The organism is Caballeronia sp. LZ032 (assembly GCF_031451315.1).
Lineage (GTDB): Bacteria > Pseudomonadota > Gammaproteobacteria > Burkholderiales > Burkholderiaceae > Caballeronia.
On record NZ_JARUXP010000001.1, the window covers coordinates 1919669 to 1936903 of the forward strand.

The following is a 17235-nucleotide window of genomic DNA, read 5'->3' on the forward strand; positions in this document are numbered from 1 at the left end:
TTCCGCACGTTTTGCGCACGTTTGCGCACGCACGCCGGATCTGCATCGATCGCGGGGCTCCGTTACGATGCACTCTTTTGCCCCGGCCGCCTCTCTCGATGCGCGTCCCGTCCGCGCCGGGCTTCGGGACCGCGCGCCGAGCCTGCCATCGAGCCCGTCATGAAAAAAGGCTTCTACACGATCATCGCCGCGCAGTTCGTCTCGTCGCTCGCCGACAATGCGCTCCTGATCGCCGCCATCGCCATGCTCGCCGTCGTGCAGTCGGCGCCCTGGGTCACGCCGCTGCTGCAGATCTTCTTCACCGTTTCCTACGTGGTGCTCGCCCCCTTCGTCGGCGCCTTCGCGGATGCCCTCCAGAAGCGCCACGTCATGTTCATCTCGAACGCGCTGAAGGCGGCCGGCTGCGCGCTGATGATCGCGGGCGTGCATCCGATGATCGCGTACGGCGTCGTGGGTCTCGGCGCGGCGGCCTATTCGCCCGCGAAATACGGCATCCTCACCGAACTCCTGCCGCCGCAGAAACTGATCGCGGCCAATGCCTGGCTCGAATCGGCGACGGTCGGCTCGACGATCCTCGGCACCGTGATCGGCGGCGCGCTCGTGAGCCAGGTGGTCACGCACTGGGTGGCGCAGGCGCACCTGCCCTTCGTGCGCACCGCGGCGCACGCCGCACTGTTTACCGTGATGCTGATCTATGCGTCGGCGGCGGCGATCAACGCGTTCATTCCCGATACCGGCGCGCGCTATCCGAACCTGCTGAACCAGCCGACCCGTCTCGTGCATGACTTCTCGCACTGCTTCAAGGTGCTGTGGAAAGACCGGCTCGCACAGATCGCGCTGTGGGTCACGACGCTGCTGTGGGGCGCCGCCGTCACGCTGCAACTGCTGGTGCTCAAGTGGGCCGACGCGAACCTCGGCCTGTCGCTGTCGAAGGCGGCCGTGCTGCAGGGCATCACGGGCGTGGGCATCGCGCTCGGGGCGGCGGCGGCATCCGCGTGGATCGTGCTGCGCCAGTCGCTGAAAGTGCTGCCGGTGGGCGTGCTGATCGGCGCGGTATCGGTGGCGATGGCCTTCTACAACAAGGACCTGTTTCCGGCCGGCGCGGGCGTGCATATCGGGCCGTGGTTCGCGCCCGCCTACATCCTGATGGCCTATCCGCTGATGATCGCGCTGGGCGGCCTGTCGGGCTTCTTCATCGTGCCGATGAACGCGATCCTGCAACATCGCGGCGCCACCCTGCTGTCGGCGGGACATTCCATCGCGGTGCAGAACTTCAACCAGAATCTCGCCGTCCTGGCGATGCTCGGCGCCTACGCGCTGCTGCTGACCATCCAGGTGCCGGTGCAGTGGATCATCGTCGTCTTTGGCCTGTTCGTCTGCCTGATGATGGCGCTCGCGATGCGCCGCCACGCCCGCAACGATCGCGAAGTGGATCTGGGCGCGATGGTCGAGGAATGATCCTTGCTGCTTCGATGGATCTGGATTCGCCGGCCCCGCGCGCAACCGGTTGACAAGCCTGCGCGGGGTAGCAAACGAACGGTCGTCAGGCTGTTGAGATAAATCGTGGCAGGCGGCGAATCCGGCGCTAATCTTATTCGGCAACGTCAATAAAGGAGCAAGGAAATGGGATTGTTCACACGTTCGACGCTCGACAGCAAAATCAATGGCGCAGCCAATGTCGGCGAGCGCGCGGTGCGCGGTGCAAGCGACGCGGTCGATACGGCCAGCAGCCAGTTGCGCAGCCTGCTCGATGATCTGGAAAGCTCGATTCACGGCGCGAAGGACATCGACGCCGACAAGCTGCGGCGCGACCTGCAAGCCAAGCTGAAGTCCGCGCGCTCGCAGATGAATGGCGCGAGCAACGTGTTCTCGGGCAAGCTCGGCGACGCAGCCGGCTATGCCGATGAATTCGTGCATGACAAGCCTTGGCACACGCTGGGGGCAGTGGCGGGACTCGCGCTGCTGGTGGGATTCCTGGCCGCGCGTGCGTAAGGCTTCTGGCCGCGCGTGCATAATGCAGTCCGCACCTCGTTGATGGCCGCGGGGACGATGCGCTTCGTCCCTGCCCCTCCTTGCTTGCTGCGACCTGCTCGCGTTCCTTCCGCGTTCCATCCAGGCATGCCTTCGCCTTCCGGCTGCAAACATCCCTAGGCCATCCGGCCGACTCCGCCCGTTCTTCCCAACAGGTTAAACTCATGCCCTGTCGCTGGTAACCGGTCTTCACTGGTCACCATCGCCGTTATCCGCCGTCCGCGGCGGGCGCACGTTGCGTCCGGCCGTCGGCACGTTCCGGCTTTCACAGCACGCATGATGGGCAATCACACGGCAACTCCCGACTCCTCCAGCGAAACCGCCACGGCTGCGGACCTGTCGCAACACACGCCGATGATGCAGCAGTATCTGCGCATCAAGGCGCAGCATCCCGGCACGCTGGTGTTCTACCGCATGGGCGACTTCTACGAGCTGTTCTTCGAGGACGCCGAGAAGGCCGCGCGCCTGCTCGATCTCACGCTCACCCAGCGCGGCGCGTCCGGCGGCAATCCCATTCGCATGGCGGGCGTGCCGCATCACGCGTGCGAGCAGTATCTCGCCAAGCTCGTGAAGCTCGGCGAGTCGGTGGCGATCTGCGAACAGATCGGCGATCCGGCTACCTCGAAAGGGCCCGTCGAACGCAAGGTCATGCGCGTGGTCACGCCGGGCACGCTGACCGACGCCGCCCTGCTCTCCGACAAAAGCGACGTCTACCTGCTCGCGCTCTGCCCCATCCATAACCGGCGCGGCGTGGTCACGAGCGTCGGGCTCGCGTGGCTCAATCTGGCGAGCGGCGCGCTGCGCCTCGCGGAAGTCGCCCCCGCTCAAGTGGGCGCGGCGCTGGAACGCATCCGCCCCGCGGAAACGCTGGTCGCGGATTCGATCACGGACCTGCAAAGCTCGCTCGGCGTGACGAATCTCGGCGCGAATCACGTCGCCATCACCCGGGTGCCAGCCTGGCATTTCGATGTCGGCTCGGGCACGCAACGCCTGCGCGAGCAACTGGATGTCGCGAGCCTCGACGGCTTCGGCGCGCAGACCCTCACCTGCGCGTGCGGGGCGGCGGGCGCGTTGCTGCTCTATGCGGCCGCGACCCAGGGCCAGCAGTTGCGCCACGTGCGCAGCCTGAAGGTGGAATACGAGTCGGAATACATCGGGCTGGATCCGGCCACGCGGCGCAATCTCGAACTGACCGAGACGCTGCGCGGCACCGAATCGCCCACCCTGTTCTCCCTGCTCGACACCTGCTGCACGACCATGGGCAGCCGTCTGCTGCGCCACTGGCTGCATCATCCGCCGCGCGATGCCGCCATCGCGCAGGCACGCCAGCAGGCCATCGGCGCACTCCTCGAAGCGCCCGCCGCCAGCAGCCTGGACACGTTGCGCACGGCGCTGCGCCGGGTGTCGGACATCGAACGTATTACCGGGCGCCTCGCGCTGCTCTCGGCACGACCGCGAGACCTGTCGAGCCTGCGCGACACCTTCGCCGCGCTGCCCGAACTGCGTGCGCAGGTCGCGGGCGTATCGGCGCATGCGAACGCGCTGGAACGCGTCACCGCCGCGCTCGAGCCGCCGCACGAATGTCTCGACCTGCTGACCAGCGCCATCGCGCCCGAACCGGCCGCGCTGATCCGCGACGGCGGCGTCATCGCGCGCGGCTACGATCCCGATCTCGACGAACTGCGCGACATCTCGGAGAACTGCGACCAGTTCCTGATTGATCTGGAAGCACGCGAGCGCGAGCGCACCGGCATTGCCAATCTGCGGGTCGAATACAACAAGGTGCATGGCTTCTATATCGAAGTGACGCGCGGCCAGACGGACAAGGTGCCGGACGACTATCGCCGCCGCCAGACGTTGAAGAACGCCGAGCGCTATATCACGCCCGAGCTGAAGACCTTCGAGGACAAGGCGCTGTCCGCGCAGGAACGCGCGCTCGCCCGCGAACGCGCGTTATACGATGCGTTGCTGCAGAACCTGCTGCCCTTCATCGCGGACTGCCAGCGCGTGGCCGGCGCGCTCGCCGAGCTGGACCTGCTGTGTGCGTTTGCCGAACGCGCCCGTGCGCTCGACTGGGTCGCGCCGCAGTTTTCAGCGGAAGCGGGCATCGATATCGAACAGGGGCGGCACCCGGTGGTCGAGGCGCAGGTCGAGCAGTTCATTGCCAATGATTGCTGCCTGAGCCAGGATCGCAAGCTCCTGCTGATCACCGGGCCGAACATGGGCGGCAAGTCCACGTTCATGCGCCAGACCGCGCTGATCGCGCTGATGGCCTATGTCGGCAGCTACGTGCCCGCGAAACGCGCGCGCTTCGGCGCGCTGGACCGCATCTTCACGCGCATCGGCGCCGCCGACGACCTCGCCGGCGGCCGCTCCACCTTCATGGTCGAGATGACCGAAGCCGCCGCGATCCTCAACGATGCCAGCGCATCGAGTCTCGTGCTGATGGACGAGATCGGCCGCGGCACCTCGACCTTCGACGGTCTCGCGCTGGCGTGGGCCATCGCGCGGCATCTGCTCACGCACAACGCCTGCTACACGCTGTTCGCCACGCACTACTTCGAACTCACGCAACTGCCGAGCGAATTCGCGCAGGCGGCGAACGTCCATCTCTCGGCGGTCGAGCACGACCACGGCATCGTGTTCCTGCATGCCGTCAGCGAAGGACCGGCCAACCAGAGTTACGGCCTGCAGGTGGCGCAACTCGCGGGCGTACCGTCGGCGGTGATCCGCGCGGCGCGCAAGCATCTGGTGCTGCTCGAACAGCAGTCCATCAACCAGCCCACCCCACAGTTCGATCTCTTCGCGAGCCAGCCCTATGCGCCGTATGAAGACGAAGCAGACGCGCTGCCGGAACCCGTCGAAGCCCCCGAGCATCCGGTGATCGCGAAGCTGCGCGGATTCGATCCGAACGACCTGCGTCCGCGCGACGCGCTCGATCTGCTCTACGAACTGCACGAGCTGGCGAATGCGCCGCCGGATGACGCGCGTTGAGCGTGCCGGATTCTCGCGCCTCTCTTACGCGCCTCGTCTGACCGGCGCGGCCGTGCTGCTGGCCGCGCTCATGTGGAGCGTCGGCGGGCATGCGCAGGCCAGCGGGCCGCTCGGTTTCGCGGTGCTCGCCGACGCCCTCTCGCGCCCCGCCGACGAAGCCCCGGTGCGCAGCATGCTCGATGCCATCGGGCACGACAGCAACATCGCGTTCATCGTCTATGACGGCAACTTCAAGGGCAGCGCCGAAGCGTGCCGCGACAGCATCTACCAGTCGCGCCATGATCTGCTGGATGCGTCGCGCACGCCGGTGATCGTCCTGCTGGGCCAGCACGACTGGGCCGATTGCGGTCAGGCTCACGCGGGCGGCTATGACCCCGTCGAACGGCTGGACTTCGTGCGCCAGCTGTTCTTCGCCGATGCCAACGCGCTCGGCCAGACACCGCTCACGCTGTCGCGCCAAAGCGATGTCGCGCGCTTTCGCACCTTCCGGGAGATCGTGCGCTGGCAGTCGCAGGGCGTCGCGTTCATCGGCCTGAATGTGCCGAGTCCGAACAATCACTATCTGACCGCGGGCGGACGCAACGGCGAGTTCGAAGACCGCGCCGTCGCCACCAGCTTCTGGCTCGAACACGCGGCGGAGACCGCCCGGCGCACGGACATGCGTGCGCTCGTCATCCTGCTGCAGGGCGATCCGGATTTCTCGCGCTATGAACGGCGTGAACGTTTTGCATGGCTGCGCTTTTCGCGTGCGAACCAGCCGCGCGACGGCTTCCTCGAACTCAAGCGCAGTCTCGTCAAGGCCGCCGAAACGTTTCGCGGGCCGGTCATCGTGATCCACACTACGGATGCGTCCGAGCCTACCGGCTTTCATATCGACCAGCCGCTGCGCAACGACAAAGGGCTGATCGTCACGAATCTGACGCGCGTGGCCATTGCGTTCGCCAGGCCGCAATCGCAATGGCTCGACGTGCAGACCGATGCGCAATGGCATCCGCCGTTCCGTCTGCGCATGCGTACCGTGAACGGTGCGGCCAACGCGGAGACCGGTGCGCCATCGGGCCCGTCGGATCTGGCGTATCCAGCGCCGCCATCGCAACTACAACCACAACCGACGCTGCCCGCGCTGCCGCGCGACGACTTGCCCGAAGCCCTGCCCGCGCCGCCGACCATGCCCTTGCCCGCTTCCGATCTTCCACCCATCCTGACGTCGCCGCAGTCGCTGCCGCCCATCTATCCGATGCCGGCTTCGAACGTCCAGAACGGCACGGCGCCGACCTCGCCAACGCCGAACAAATAAAAAAAGCGCAGCCGAAGCTGCGCTTTCTTCATCAATGAGTGGTCTGGCGCGGCGCGCTCAATGCAGCGTCGGGCCCGCGTCCTTGCGCGGTTCGTTATCGTCTTCTTCGTCGTCTTCATCGACGACTTGCAGTCCATCCGCGCCATGCGCGTGCTGATGCTCGATCTCGTCATCCGTGGCGTCGCGCACTTCCTGCACCGACAGTGCAAAACGCAAGGCCATGCCCGCGAGCGGATGATTGCCGTCCAGCACGACCTTGTCTTCGGCGACGTCGGTGACGGTATAGATCAGCGAGTCCAGTTCGTCGTCTGCATCCTCCGGCGTGCCTTCGAACTGCATGCCCACTTCCAGCGGCTCGGGAAAGCGGCTGCGCTCCTCGATCTTCACGAGCTCGGGATCGTACTCCCCGAATGCATCCTGCGGCTCGAGCTGGATGAGCGTTTCGAAGCCGGCTTCATGCCCGGCCAGCGCTTCCTCGATCTTGGGGAACGTGCCATCATAGCCGCCGTGCAGATAGACCATCGGCTCGTCGCTTTCCTCGATCAGATTGCCTTGCGCATCCGATAGCTTGTACGCGACCGAAACGACTTTGTCTTTCGCAATTTTCATTGGATCCTCCAAGATACAAGACTCGATTATACGATGCCCAAGCGGCCACACCACGCCAGTCCATCCCCCCGTTCCACCCCGCCCGGGCACACCCGTGCGCCCTTGCCGGACGAGCTCACACCCCTGTTGGGCAACCGCACGCCGCGGCAGTTCATGCGTCGCTACTGGCAGAAAAAGCCGCTGCTGATCCGCCAGGCGTTCCCCGGTCTTGCCGCTCCGCTGCCGCGCGGCGAACTGTTCGCCCTCGCCGATCTCGACGACGTCGAGTCACGTCTCATCACCCATTTTCGCGACAAATGGGACATGGAGCATGGGCCGTTCGCGCCTGACGAACTGCCATCGGTGAAAAAGCGTGAATGGACGCTGCTCGTGCAAGGCGCGAACCTGCACGACGACCGCGCCCATGCCCTGATGAATCAGTTCCGTTTCATTCCGGACGCGCGTCTGGATGATCTGATGATCTCTTACGCCACCGATGGCGGCGGTGTCGGTCCTCACTTCGACTCCTACGATGTGTTCCTGTTGCAAGTGCATGGCAAGCGCCGCTGGCGCATCGGCAAACAGCGCGATCTTTCGCTAAAACCCGGACTGCCGTTGAAAGTTTTACAGCACTTCGAGCCTGAGGAGGAATGGCTGCTGGAGCCCGGCGACATGCTCTATCTGCCGCCGCACGTCGCGCACGACGGCATTGCGGAAGGCGAATGCATGACGGCGTCCATCGGCTTTCGCGCGCCTTCGGAGCATGAGCTCACGGCGCAGTTCCTCTATCACTTGGCTGAACGTGCAGGCGAAGCAGCCGAAGGCGCCCGCGCGAGCGCACGTTATCGCGACCCTGCTCAAGAGCCCGTGGCGAACCCGGCCGCGCTGCCTGGACTGTTGAAGGAGCGTGTAGGCGCGATCCTTGCGAACATCGACTGGAATGAAAAGGACATCGCTGCGTTTCTGGGCACTTATTTGAGCGAGCCGAAGGCGAATGTCGTGTTCGATTCGCCGGAACGCGCGTTGAATGAAGAACGCTTTGTTGAACGCGCAAAAAAGACGGGCGTAAAGCTGGATAGAAAGGCCATTTTGCTCTATGACCAGAAGTCATATTTCGTAAATGGCGAGGCGGCATCGTTATCGTCGAAGCTGAAAAAGTGGCTCCCTGAATTGGCTGATTCGAGGCATCTGGAGGCGAAACGCTTTGTAACACTTACAGACGATTCGACAATGACAGCGTTGCTGCACGAATGGTATCGTGCGGGCTGGATTCAACTAGGCGCTTGGGCTTGACAGGCTTGGCTCGACGAGGCTTCCAAACACGCTGTGAAACACGCTGCGAATGCTAGAATACGGCGTTCCGCAATATGAAAGTTTGTATGAGAAAGACAACGTATCGGCCCCCGATTTATCGACGGTCGTTGCGAAAGTGCCTATAATTTCCGGCCAAGCCGTAGGAAGTCTCACACCAAAAAAGAATTGTGAGTCTCCACAGCGGCCCAGGTCGGTGTTGGAGCACACATTACCGGTACTTTGCGCTGTTGCTTACCTTTAACCATAAAAGGACGTGATCATGAAGAAATCCCTCCTCGTAGCATCCCTGTTGGCTGCTGTTGCTCTTGCTGCATGCAACAAGTCTAGCGATTCGGCTGCTCCGAGCGCTGCAAGCGATACGTCGGCTGCTTCGGCACCGGCTGCTGCCGCTTCGGACGCAAACGCTGCAGCATCGAGCGCTTCGGCCGCTGCAAGCGACGCAGCTTCGGCTGCTGGCGCTGCTTCGGACGCTGCGGCTTCGTCGGCTGCTCCGGCATCGGGCGCAAGCCAGTAAGGCTTCAGGCGCTATGCCCCCGCAGGTCGCTCGATGCGGCCTGCAAACGAAAAAACCGGCTTTCGAGCCGGTTTTTTTATGCTTGCTTCATGCGTATGTATTGCCAATCTCGACGCGACCTATAACGTCAACCAGTCAAAGCCTTCCGTCTGCGTGGCCACCACCACCTCGAGCGCCGACGCTCCCAGCACCGCGGCAAGCGCCGCCTGCGCCAGATGCGGCTGATTGTTCTGCTGACTCAAATGAGCAGCCACGAGATGACGCAGCTTCGATCGATCCAGCGAAGCGAGAATGGCCGCGGCCGCGTCGTTATTCAGGTGTCCGTGCGTTCCGCCGATGCGCGCCTTCAGCGAAGGCGGATAACGGCTCGCCGCGAGCATCGCGAGATCGTGATTGGATTCGAGCACGAGTGCGTCGCACCCGCTCAGCATGTTCGTGATATGCGGCGTTGAAACGCCCACGTCGGTGAGCACGCCCAGGCGGCTGGCGCCATCGGAGAATACGTATTGCAGCGGCTCGCGGGCATCGTGCGGCACGGTGTACGGCAACACGCTCAGATCGCCGATGGTCACCCGCTCGTCGCCCCACAGCACGTTCAGCTCGACCTTGCCTTCATCGGCGCCGATCGCGCGCGCCGTGCCCCAGCTCATGTGCAACGGAATGGAGAACTTGCGCGCCAGCGTCATCGCGCTGCCGAAGTGATCCGTATGCTCGTGCGTGATGACGATGGCATCGAGATCTTCGGCGCGGCAATCGAGCCGCGCGAGACGCCGCTCGATCTCCTTCGCGGAGAAGCCGCAGTCGAGCAGCACGCGCGTCGTCGTGGTGCCGCACGACGCCTCGACGAGCAATGCATTGCCTTCGCTGCCGCTGCCCAGACTGGCGAATCTCACGATGCAACCTTGATCAACTGAAGTCCTGCACGTATGGCTAGTTCAACTGTGCGTGAAGCAGCGAGACGATGCGCTGCGCATCGGACGATGTGTCCGGCTGCCCGTTCGCATCGACGACGCCAATCTGCGTGACCGCGTCCGCCTTCGGCTTCACGTTGACGAGGAACTGGCGCGTCGGCTTCGGCGTGTTGCTCGAGAAGAACTTGCCGAACAGGCCGTCTTTCTTGAGCTCGGCCATCGAGTCCGAGTAATGCACGTAGTAGATGCCCTTTTCGCGATCGCGATTGTCGACCGTGAAGTTCGTGCGATCGAGTGCCAGCCCTACGCGCAGCCACGCGCGATCGAAGGGCTCGGCGAGATCGAGCGACGTGCCGCCCGCGCCCGGATCCACGGCCACCTTCGCGCCGGCCGGCCGTGCATCGGCAATCAGCTGCTTCGACTGGTCTTCGGTGAGACCGAACTTCTGCATCAGCTTCGTGAGGACCGCCGCTTCGAGCGCCGGATTGCGCGGACGCGTTTCCCAGCGCGAGCCGGTCTTGTCCTGGCCCGTCAGGACTTCTTCCATCGCACTGTGCGTGATGGAGATGTCCGTGGAGCCGTCCTGCGCGCGGTCCACCTGGGTGCGGAACATGTCGCGCGTGCCCGACGAATACGCGAAGTCGATCAGCTTGCCCACGCTGTTCCTGAACCAGTCGTTCGGAATGTTGGCGCGATTCTCGGCCCAGTCGGTGGCCATGATGCCGGTGGCGGGCGCGTCGGTCTTGAGCGTGAAGCCGTTCTCCTGCCAGAACTCCTTGAGCGGGTCCCAGATCTGGTCGGGCGAGCGGCCGTCGACGACGAGCCAGCGGCGATCGCCGTCCTTCTCGACGTGCATGCCGTACGGATCCTGCGTGTTCGGCACGCCGAGCGTCGCGTTGCCGGCCGGCGTGACCGAACGCTCGGCGGCGCCGCCCAGCGCGTTGATCTTCGGCGGCGCGGCATAGCGCTGGCTGATGTTGGCCGTGGTCAGGTCCGAGGGCACGTTGAGCGACGGCGCGGTTTCAGCAGCCTTGTAGTTGACGCGATCCGGCGCGAGCCAGTCGTTGAGCGTATCGCAACCGGCGAGGGCAAACACGGCGCTGGCGCCAAGCGACAGCACGCTCAGGCGTTTGGCATGAACAAGAAGAGCGGAACGTTTCATGAGGTCCTTCGTTGCTGCTGATGACGCTTGGGTCCTGGCGCCGATCCCGCTCGGGCCGAGCGGTTCATCGGGACCGGCCGATGAGGCCAAGGAGCGTGGGTTGATGACGGAGGCAGTGCTTCATGTCGATCGACTGCGGCGGCGCGGCGATCACGTGAGTGTGACCCTGGCGCGCCGCCGCATTGCGATCAGCCGAGCAGCCCGGACTCGCGCAGCGCGTCGCGCACGACGTCGTGGAAGCGCGCATCGAGCGGCGTGAGCGGCAGACGGATGCCATGCTGCATGTGACCCAGTTCGGCGAGCGCCCACTTGGCCGGAATCGGATTCGATTCGCAGAAGAGCTGCTTGTGCAGCGACAGCAACTGCATGTGGATGCGGCGCGCAGTGACCGCGTCGCCTTCGAGCGCCGCGCGGCACAGCTGGCTCATGGCCTTCGGCGCGACGTTGGCCGTCACCGAGATGTTGCCGTGGCCGCCCAGCAGCATCAGCGCGATGGCTGTGGGGTCGTCGCCGCTGTAGATGCCGAAGTGCGCCGGCGCGTGCTTGATCAGCTGCGCGGCGCGGTCGATGTTGCCCGTCGCTTCCTTCACGCCGATGATGCCCGGCACTTGCGCCGCGCGCAGGATGGTTTCGTTGCTCATGTCCGCGACCGTGCGGCCGGGGACGTTGTAGAGGATCACGGGCAGGTCGACGGCTTCCGCGATCGCCTTGAAATGGCGATAGATGCCTTCCTGCGTCGGCTTGTTGTAATACGGGACGACTTGCAGCGTGGCGTCGGCGCCGACCTTCTTCGCGTGCTTCGAGAGTTCGATGGCTTCGGCGGTGGAGTTGCCGCCCGCGCCCGCGATGATCGGAAACCGCTTGGCCGCATGCTCGACGGCCGTCTGGATCATCAGGATGTGTTCCTCGACCGACAGCGTGGCGGATTCGCCGCTCGTGCCCACCACGACGAGACCGTTCGAACCTTGTTCGACATGCCAGTCCACCAGTTTTCGGAACGCCGGCAGGTCGAGACTACCGTCCTCGTGCATCGGGGTAACGATGGCAGGAATGCTGCCGCGGATCTGAAGGCCGCCCTGGTTGGTGCCGCTTGTGCCGCTTGTGCCGCTTGTGCCGTTTGTCATGAAACTCTATGAATTTAATCGTGAATTTAGCCGCGAAACGCGATCTCTCGCGATTGTAGCGGATTAGCCGTGCAACGCGTAACGCGGCGGACCCGGGGGTGTGTTACCAATCGTGAGCCAATCTGCCTCGCGTACCGCGCAAATCCGCTGCACATACGTCGGCCGCGGTTGGTCGAGAAAGCCGTCCTCGTAACCGATGACGCGCAACTTTCCGCGCACGGCCTCGAGCAGTTCACCGGGCGCGAGCAGGAATGCCGGATTGGACGGCTTGCCCACGCTCGCATTGCCCGCTGCGAACGTTTCGTAAAGCAGCACGCCGCCCGGCGCAAGCGACGCCACCAGCGCGCCGAACAACGGCCGGTGCAGATAGTTCGTGACGACGACTGCATCGAACGTTCGGCCGGAAAGCGGCCACGGCGAGCCGTCCTCGAGATCGGCGCTTAACGTCTCGATGCCGCGCTCCGACGCCATCGACTCGAGCGCCTGCGCATCGCGATCGACCGCCAGCACGCGATGCCCGCGCGCCGCCAGCCAGCGCGCATGGCGCCCGCTGCCCGAGGCGACATCGAGCACCGTGCCGCCGGCCGCGAGCAGATGCGCCCAGCGCGTGACCCAGGCGCTCGCCACGCTCTCCATCAGTTGTAGGACAGGCCCATGGCCTCGCGTACGTCGCGCATCGTCTCGGTGGCGAACTTGCGGGCCTTGTCGCAGCCGTCCGCGACGATCGCGCGCAGCAGCGACGGATCGTCCATGTATTTCTGCGCGCGTTCGAGCATCGGCTGCTGTTCGCGCAGGATGCCTTCGATGACCGGCTGCTTGCACTCCAGGCAACCGATGCCCGCACTGCGGCAGCCCTTCTGCACCCACGCGTGGACCGTTTCGTCGGTGTAGACCTCGTGCAGCTTCCAGACCGGACACTTGTCCGGATCGCCCGGATCGGTGCGGCGCACGCGCGCCGGGTCGGTCGGCATGCGGCGCACCTTCTGTTCGATGGTCGCCGCGTCCTCGCGCAAGCCGATGGTATTGCCATACGACTTCGACATCTTCTGGCCGTCGAGGCCCGGCATGCGCGACGCCTCCGTCAGCAGCACCTGCGGCTCGACCAGGATGATCTTGCGCGAGCCTTCGAGATAGCCGAACAGGCGCTCGCGGTCGCTCATCGAAAGACTCTGCGATTCCTGCAGCATCGCGCGCGCTTGTTCGAGCGCTTCGTCGTCGCCTTCCTGCTGATATGCGACGCGCAACTCGTGATACAGCTTCGAACGCTTGCCGCCGAGCTTCTTCGCGGCTTCCAGCGCCTTCTCTTCGAAGCCGGGTTCGCGGCCGTAGAGATAATTGAAGCGGCGCGCGATTTCACGCGTCATCTCGACGTGCGGCACCTGGTCCTCGCCCACCGGCACGAGCGACGCGCGATACAGCAGGATGTCCGCCGCCATCAGCACCGGATAGCCGAGGAAGCCGTAGGTATCGAGATCCTTTTCCTTCAGCTTCTCGATCTGCTCCTTGTAGGTCGGCACGCGTTCGAGCCAGCCGAGCGGCGTGCCCATGCCGAGCAGCAGCGACAGCTCGGCGTGCTCGGGCACGCGGCTCTGGATGAACAGCGTGGCCTGCGCCGGATCGATGCCTGACGCCAGCCAGTCGATCAGCACCTCCCAGACGTTTTTCTCGATGACCTCGGGCGTCTCGTAGTGCGTGGTGAGCGCATGCCAGTCCACGACCGCGAAGAAGCACGGGTATTCGGACTGCAACCGCACCCAGTTTTTCAGCACGCCGTGATAGTGGCCGAGATGCAGCGACCCAGTGGGGCGCATGCCGGAGAAAATACGGTCAGGGAACATGATGTTATGGAAAGAGTGAAGCGAGGGGATTCAGGATGGCCGATACCGCCGCGTAGCCGACGCTCACGAGCGGCCCGAGCCAGAAGCGCGTCAGCACGCCGGTGACGACGAGCGCCATCACGATGAAAAAACCGTAAGGTTCGAGCTTCGAGAACGCGATGGACGCGCGCACCGGCAGGAGCGCCATCAGCACGCGTCCGCCATCGAGCGGCGGGAGCGGAAAGAGGTTGAGCACGCCGAGCACGAGATTCACGCCGACGCCGGCTGCCGCCATGCGCGTGAAGAACGGTTCGTCGACGTGAAAGACCATGAGCAGCACCGCGATCACGCCCCACACGAGCGCCTGCACGAAATTGCTGCCGGGACCGGCGGCGGCTACCCAGAGGCTGCCCCAGCGCGGATTGCGCAGATTGCCGAACGCGACCGGCACCGGTTTGGCATAGCCGAACATGAACGCGCCGCTCGTCACGAAATACAGCACGATGGGGATCACGATCGTGCCGATGGGATCGATATGGCGCATCGGATTCATGGAAACGCGGCCGAGCACGTAGGCCGTGTTGTCGCCGAGCAGGCGCGCGGCGTAACCGTGCGCGGCCTCGTGCAGCGTGATCGCGAAGATCACCGGGAGCGCGTAGACCGCGATGGTCTGTATCAGGGAAGAATCCATAGGGCGGTATTGTATCAAGCAGGCAGGCAGGTTCCGGCGCGCGCTGTGTGGCCGCGCGCGCACGCTCTTGGCCACATCGTGAAGCATGAGACTTAATCGGGACTTATGCGGGACTTGTGCTCGTGTGCGTCACTGCACGGCGCTAGGCCGTGAGCCCGAACGGTTCGAGGGCGCCTCTCCCCGCGCGCACGAGCACCGGCTCCCCCCCGGACAGGTCGATCACCGTGGAAGGCTCCGCCGGACACGCGCCCGCGTCGATCACCAGCTCGATCTGCTTCTCCAGACGCTCGCGGATCTCCTCGGGATCGTTGAGCGGTTCGGTGTCGGGCGGCAGGATCAGCGTGGAGGCGAGCAGCGGTTCGCCGAGCGCTTCGAGCAGATCGAGCGTGATCGTGTGATCCGGCACCCGCAGGCCGATGGTCTTGCGCGACGGATGCGACAGCCGGCGCGGCACTTCCTTGGTGGCCTGCAGAACGAACACATAGGGCCCCGGCGTCACCGACTTGATAAGACGGTATTGCCGGTTGTCGACCTGGGCGAAATTGGACAGCTCGGACAGGTCGCGCACGAGCAGCGACAGCAGTTGCTTGTCGTCGATGCCGCGAATCCGTCGCAGGCGCTCGACGGCGTCCTTGTCGTCGAGATGGCAGGCGAGCGCGTAGCTCGAATCCGTCGGCAAGGCGACGAGCCCGCCGTCCTTGATGATCTGCACGGCCTGGTTGATGAGCCGCGGCTGCGGATTGTCCGGATGAATGCGAAAGAATTGGGACATGACGACGCCTTGTTGTTTCGATCGTTTGCGTATGCGTATGCGTATGCGTTTGCGTTGGCGCTTGGCTTGGGCGCGCACGGCAGCGGCGCAGGTGCAGCTCGCGTCTGGGCGCGCCGATACGCGGACTGCGTGCGGGAACAAGTCAATCAATGCAAGGACCATGCGCGCGGAACAGGAGCAGCGCGCGAAGGAGCGTTACAGCCAGCGCTCCCAGACAGGCGTGAGGTCGTCGGGCAGCGGCGGCAGCCGGCCGAGATCGACACGGCCTTCGCCCGCGCCGTGAAAGTCGGACCCGCGCGATGCCTCGAAGCCATAACGCCGCGCGACGTCAGCGTACTCGCGATATTGATCCGGCGTGTGACTGCCCGTCACGACTTCGATGGCGCGGCCGCCCAGCTGGATGAACTCGTCGAACAGCGCGGCGAATTCCACTGGCGTGAAATCGTAGCGGCCGGGATGCGCGATGACCGGCTCGCCGCCCGCTTCCCGGATCCACTTTACGGCGTCGGCCAGCTTCGCCCAGCGATGCTCGACGAAGCCCGGCTTGCCGTCGCCGAGATAGCGCGAAAACACTTCGGACGTGGATTGCGCGTAGCCGGCATCGACCAGATAGCGCGCGAAGTGCGTGCGCGAGATCATGTCCGGGTCGTCGGTATAGCGCAGCGCGCCTTTCAGGCAGTCCGGAATGCCGATGGCCGCCAGCGCCTCGCCGATCGCTTCGCCGCGCGCCGCCCGGCCGTTGCGCGTGCATTCGAGGCCGCGTTGCAGCGCCTCGTTTTCGGCATCGACGTTCATGCCGACGATATGCACCGTCCGCGCCGCCCACGTCACCGAGATCTCGACGCCCGCCAGATAGCCCATGCCGAGCGCCTCGGCCGCCGCGCGTGCTTCCCGCTGCCCGCCCAGTTGATCGTGATCCGTCAGCGACCACATCGTCACGCCGTTCGCATGCGCCCGCGCCGCGACCTCGGCGGGCGCGAACTGGCCGTCGGACACGGTGGAGTGGCAATGCAGATCGGCGTTCATCATCGGTTCTCGCGGTTCACTGACATTCTAGTTTAATGGCATGACAGCCCGGGCATGCTGTCCCTTCGTCACGCGCGGGCGGCCTCACGCACAGAACGCCGCGATCAGCGCCGCGACCCGCTCCGGCTGGTCGTGATGGACCATGTGGCCGGCGTCGTCGATGACCTCTTCGCGCCAGTCGGCAAACGCCTCGAAGCGCTGCTTGAACTCGGCGACGGGCGTCTGGCCGGCAAAGCCCGCGAGGGTCTGCGAATCCTTCGCTTCGACGTGCAGCACCGGCGCCGTCACGCGCGCCCACGTTGCGCTGACCTCGTCCAGACGGTATAGGGTCGGTCCGCGCATCTTGTGTGCCGGATCGGCGAGCAGGTGAAACCGCCCGTCCGCTTCCTCGCGCGACCAGTACTGCGCCAGATGGCGCGCGCGAGCCGGCGCGAGGCGCGGATTGGTGCGGATCAGGCGCTCGGCCACTTCGTCGAGGCTCGCGTAGCTGCGCAGCGTGGGCGGCGCCCGCTGGTCGTCGAGCCATTGCGCCAGACGGCCCGGCGCCTGCGACGCGCGCGCCGCCGGCAAACCGAAGCCCTCCAGATCGACGACGCGCCGCACGCGCTCCGGCCGCACGCCCGCATACAGCAGCGCGAGATTCGCGCCCATGCTGTGACCGACGAGATTCGCCGGCGCGTCGGGCGTGTAGTGGCCGAGCAGCCGTTCGAGATCGGCGAGATAGTCCGGAAAATAGTAGTGACCGCCGCCGCTGCGGGCCACCGGCCAGTCCGACAGCCCGAAGCCGCGCGCATCCGGCGCGAGCACCTGCCAGTCGCCCGGGAGTGCATCGACGACGAACTGGAACGATGCGCCGATATCCATCCAGCCGTGCAGCATGAAAAGCATCGGTGCGTCGGGCGGACCCCAGCGGCGAACATGCAGACGCACGCCGCACGCATCGACGAATTCGGAGCGCGATTCCTTCATGTTCCCGCCTTCTCAAGATAAAAAA

At 65.0% G+C, this 17235-nt stretch carries 16 protein-coding genes; 6 read left to right on the forward strand and 10 right to left on the reverse strand.

The features are described 5' to 3' along the window. Positions 1-159: 159 nt before the first annotated feature. The 4 genes from lplT to QCE69_RS08950 all read left to right on the forward strand — a co-directional run bounded on the left by lplT (position 160) and on the right by QCE69_RS08950 (position 6322). Entirely contained in the window at positions 160-1458 is a 1299-nt protein-coding gene (gene lplT, locus QCE69_RS08935) for a lysophospholipid transporter LplT (protein WP_309916982.1), read from the forward strand. Positions 1459-1623: 165 nt separating this feature from the next. Continuing rightward, the gene (locus QCE69_RS08940) at positions 1624-1992 is read left to right on the forward strand and encodes a glycine zipper domain-containing protein (protein WP_309916985.1); all 369 of its coding nucleotides are present in this window, start codon (positions 1624-1626) and stop codon (positions 1990-1992) included. A gap of 318 nt (positions 1993-2310) precedes the next feature. Next, positions 2311-5025 carry a DNA mismatch repair protein MutS gene (gene mutS, locus QCE69_RS08945; protein ID WP_309931609.1) on the forward strand — a complete coding sequence of 905 codons (2715 nt, stop codon included), beginning with the start codon at positions 2311-2313 and terminating at the stop codon, positions 5023-5025. Beyond that, positions 5012-6322, forward strand: a complete 1311-nt coding sequence (locus QCE69_RS08950; RefSeq protein WP_309930357.1) for a hypothetical protein — start codon at positions 5012-5014, stop codon at positions 6320-6322. Before mutS ends, QCE69_RS08950 begins: the two co-directional genes overlap by 14 nt. A 57-nt stretch (positions 6323-6379) precedes the next feature. Here the strand turns inward: QCE69_RS08950 and QCE69_RS08955 are convergent, their stop codons facing one another. Continuing rightward, positions 6380-6931: a peptidylprolyl isomerase gene (locus QCE69_RS08955; protein WP_309808810.1), complete on the reverse strand. Its 552-nt coding sequence runs from the start codon at positions 6929-6931 to the stop codon at positions 6380-6382. 33 nt (positions 6932-6964) lie between these two features. Here QCE69_RS08955 and QCE69_RS08960 point away from each other — a divergent pair, with 33 nt between their 5' ends. Beyond that, the gene (locus tag QCE69_RS08960) at positions 6965-8203 is read left to right on the forward strand and encodes a cupin domain-containing protein (protein WP_309917072.1); all 1239 of its coding nucleotides are present in this window, start codon (positions 6965-6967) and stop codon (positions 8201-8203) included. A 280-nt stretch (positions 8204-8483) separates the two neighbouring features. Next, entirely contained in the window at positions 8484-8738 is a 255-nt protein-coding gene (locus tag QCE69_RS08965) for a hypothetical protein (protein WP_244825575.1), read from the forward strand. Between the two features lie 119 nt (positions 8739-8857). Here QCE69_RS08965 and QCE69_RS08970 read toward each other — a convergent pair whose 3' ends face one another. The 9 genes from QCE69_RS08970 to QCE69_RS09010 form a co-directional block, all read right to left on the reverse strand. Further along, the gene (locus QCE69_RS08970) at positions 8858-9631 is read right to left on the reverse strand and encodes an MBL fold metallo-hydrolase (protein WP_309930358.1); all 774 of its coding nucleotides are present in this window, start codon (positions 9629-9631) and stop codon (positions 8858-8860) included. Between the two features lie 37 nt (positions 9632-9668). Continuing rightward, complete coding sequence (gene bamC, locus QCE69_RS08975; RefSeq protein WP_309808819.1) at positions 9669-10811, reverse strand: outer membrane protein assembly factor BamC; 1143 nt, start codon at positions 10809-10811, stop codon at positions 9669-9671. A 188-nt stretch (positions 10812-10999) separates the two neighbouring features. Next, positions 11000-11935 (reverse strand): 4-hydroxy-tetrahydrodipicolinate synthase, encoded by a 936-nt coding sequence (gene dapA / locus QCE69_RS08980; RefSeq protein ID WP_309930359.1) that lies wholly within the window; start codon positions 11933-11935, stop codon positions 11000-11002. A 63-nt stretch (positions 11936-11998) separates the two neighbouring features. After that, positions 11999-12571 (reverse strand): class I SAM-dependent methyltransferase, encoded by a 573-nt coding sequence (locus QCE69_RS08985; protein ID WP_309930362.1) that lies wholly within the window; start codon positions 12569-12571, stop codon positions 11999-12001. After that, positions 12571-13773 carry a tryptophan--tRNA ligase gene (locus tag QCE69_RS08990; RefSeq protein WP_309808826.1) on the reverse strand — a complete coding sequence of 401 codons (1203 nt, stop codon included), beginning with the start codon at positions 13771-13773 and terminating at the stop codon, positions 12571-12573. Before QCE69_RS08990 ends, QCE69_RS08985 begins: the two co-directional genes overlap by 1 nt. A gap of 4 nt (positions 13774-13777) precedes the next feature. After that, positions 13778-14443, reverse strand: a complete 666-nt coding sequence (locus QCE69_RS08995) for a site-2 protease family protein (protein ID WP_309808827.1) — start codon at positions 14441-14443, stop codon at positions 13778-13780. 142 nt (positions 14444-14585) lie between these two features. Next, positions 14586-15215 carry an L-threonylcarbamoyladenylate synthase gene (locus QCE69_RS09000; RefSeq protein ID WP_309808829.1) on the reverse strand — a complete coding sequence of 210 codons (630 nt, stop codon included), beginning with the start codon at positions 15213-15215 and terminating at the stop codon, positions 14586-14588. A gap of 195 nt (positions 15216-15410) precedes the next feature. Beyond that, positions 15411-16241 (reverse strand): 3',5'-nucleoside bisphosphate phosphatase, encoded by an 831-nt coding sequence (locus QCE69_RS09005; RefSeq protein WP_309931611.1) that lies wholly within the window; start codon positions 16239-16241, stop codon positions 15411-15413. Positions 16242-16325: 84 nt separating this feature from the next. Then, positions 16326-17210 carry an alpha/beta hydrolase gene (locus tag QCE69_RS09010; protein ID WP_309930364.1) on the reverse strand — a complete coding sequence of 295 codons (885 nt, stop codon included), beginning with the start codon at positions 17208-17210 and terminating at the stop codon, positions 16326-16328. Positions 17211-17235: the final 25 nt, after the last annotated feature.

What these genes read in the sequence shown, in the direction of transcription:
- QCE69_RS09005 (WP_309931611.1), bottom strand. Translation starts at nt 16,241, where the DNA reads ATGAACGCCGATCTGCATTGCCACTCCACCGTGTCCGACGGCCAGTTC.
- QCE69_RS08940 (WP_309916985.1), top strand. Translation starts at nt 1,624, where the DNA reads ATGGGATTGTTCACACGTTCGACGCTCGACAGCAAAATCAATGGCGCA.
- QCE69_RS08965 (WP_244825575.1), top strand. Translation starts at nt 8,484, where the DNA reads ATGAAGAAATCCCTCCTCGTAGCATCCCTGTTGGCTGCTGTTGCTCTT.
- bamC (WP_309808819.1), bottom strand. Translation starts at nt 10,811, where the DNA reads ATGAAACGTTCCGCTCTTCTTGTTCATGCCAAACGCCTGAGCGTGCTG.
- mutS (WP_309931609.1), top strand. Translation starts at nt 2,311, where the DNA reads ATGGGCAATCACACGGCAACTCCCGACTCCTCCAGCGAAACCGCCACG.
- QCE69_RS09000 (WP_309808829.1), bottom strand. Translation starts at nt 15,215, where the DNA reads ATGTCCCAATTCTTTCGCATTCATCCGGACAATCCGCAGCCGCGGCTC.
- QCE69_RS08990 (WP_309808826.1), bottom strand. Translation starts at nt 13,773, where the DNA reads ATGTTCCCTGACCGTATTTTCTCCGGCATGCGCCCCACTGGGTCGCTG.
- QCE69_RS08955 (WP_309808810.1), bottom strand. Translation starts at nt 6,931, where the DNA reads ATGAAAATTGCGAAAGACAAAGTCGTTTCGGTCGCGTACAAGCTATCG.
- dapA (WP_309930359.1), bottom strand. Translation starts at nt 11,935, where the DNA reads ATGACAAACGGCACAAGCGGCACAAGCGGCACAAGCGGCACCAACCAG.
- QCE69_RS08950 (WP_309930357.1), top strand. Translation starts at nt 5,012, where the DNA reads ATGACGCGCGTTGAGCGTGCCGGATTCTCGCGCCTCTCTTACGCGCCT.
- QCE69_RS08985 (WP_309930362.1), bottom strand. Translation starts at nt 12,571, where the DNA reads ATGGAGAGCGTGGCGAGCGCCTGGGTCACGCGCTGGGCGCATCTGCTC.
- QCE69_RS09010 (WP_309930364.1), bottom strand. Translation starts at nt 17,210, where the DNA reads ATGAAGGAATCGCGCTCCGAATTCGTCGATGCGTGCGGCGTGCGTCTG.
- lplT (WP_309916982.1), top strand. Translation starts at nt 160, where the DNA reads ATGAAAAAAGGCTTCTACACGATCATCGCCGCGCAGTTCGTCTCGTCG.
- QCE69_RS08960 (WP_309917072.1), top strand. Translation starts at nt 6,965, where the DNA reads ATGCCCAAGCGGCCACACCACGCCAGTCCATCCCCCCGTTCCACCCCG.
- QCE69_RS08995 (WP_309808827.1), bottom strand. Translation starts at nt 14,443, where the DNA reads ATGGATTCTTCCCTGATACAGACCATCGCGGTCTACGCGCTCCCGGTG.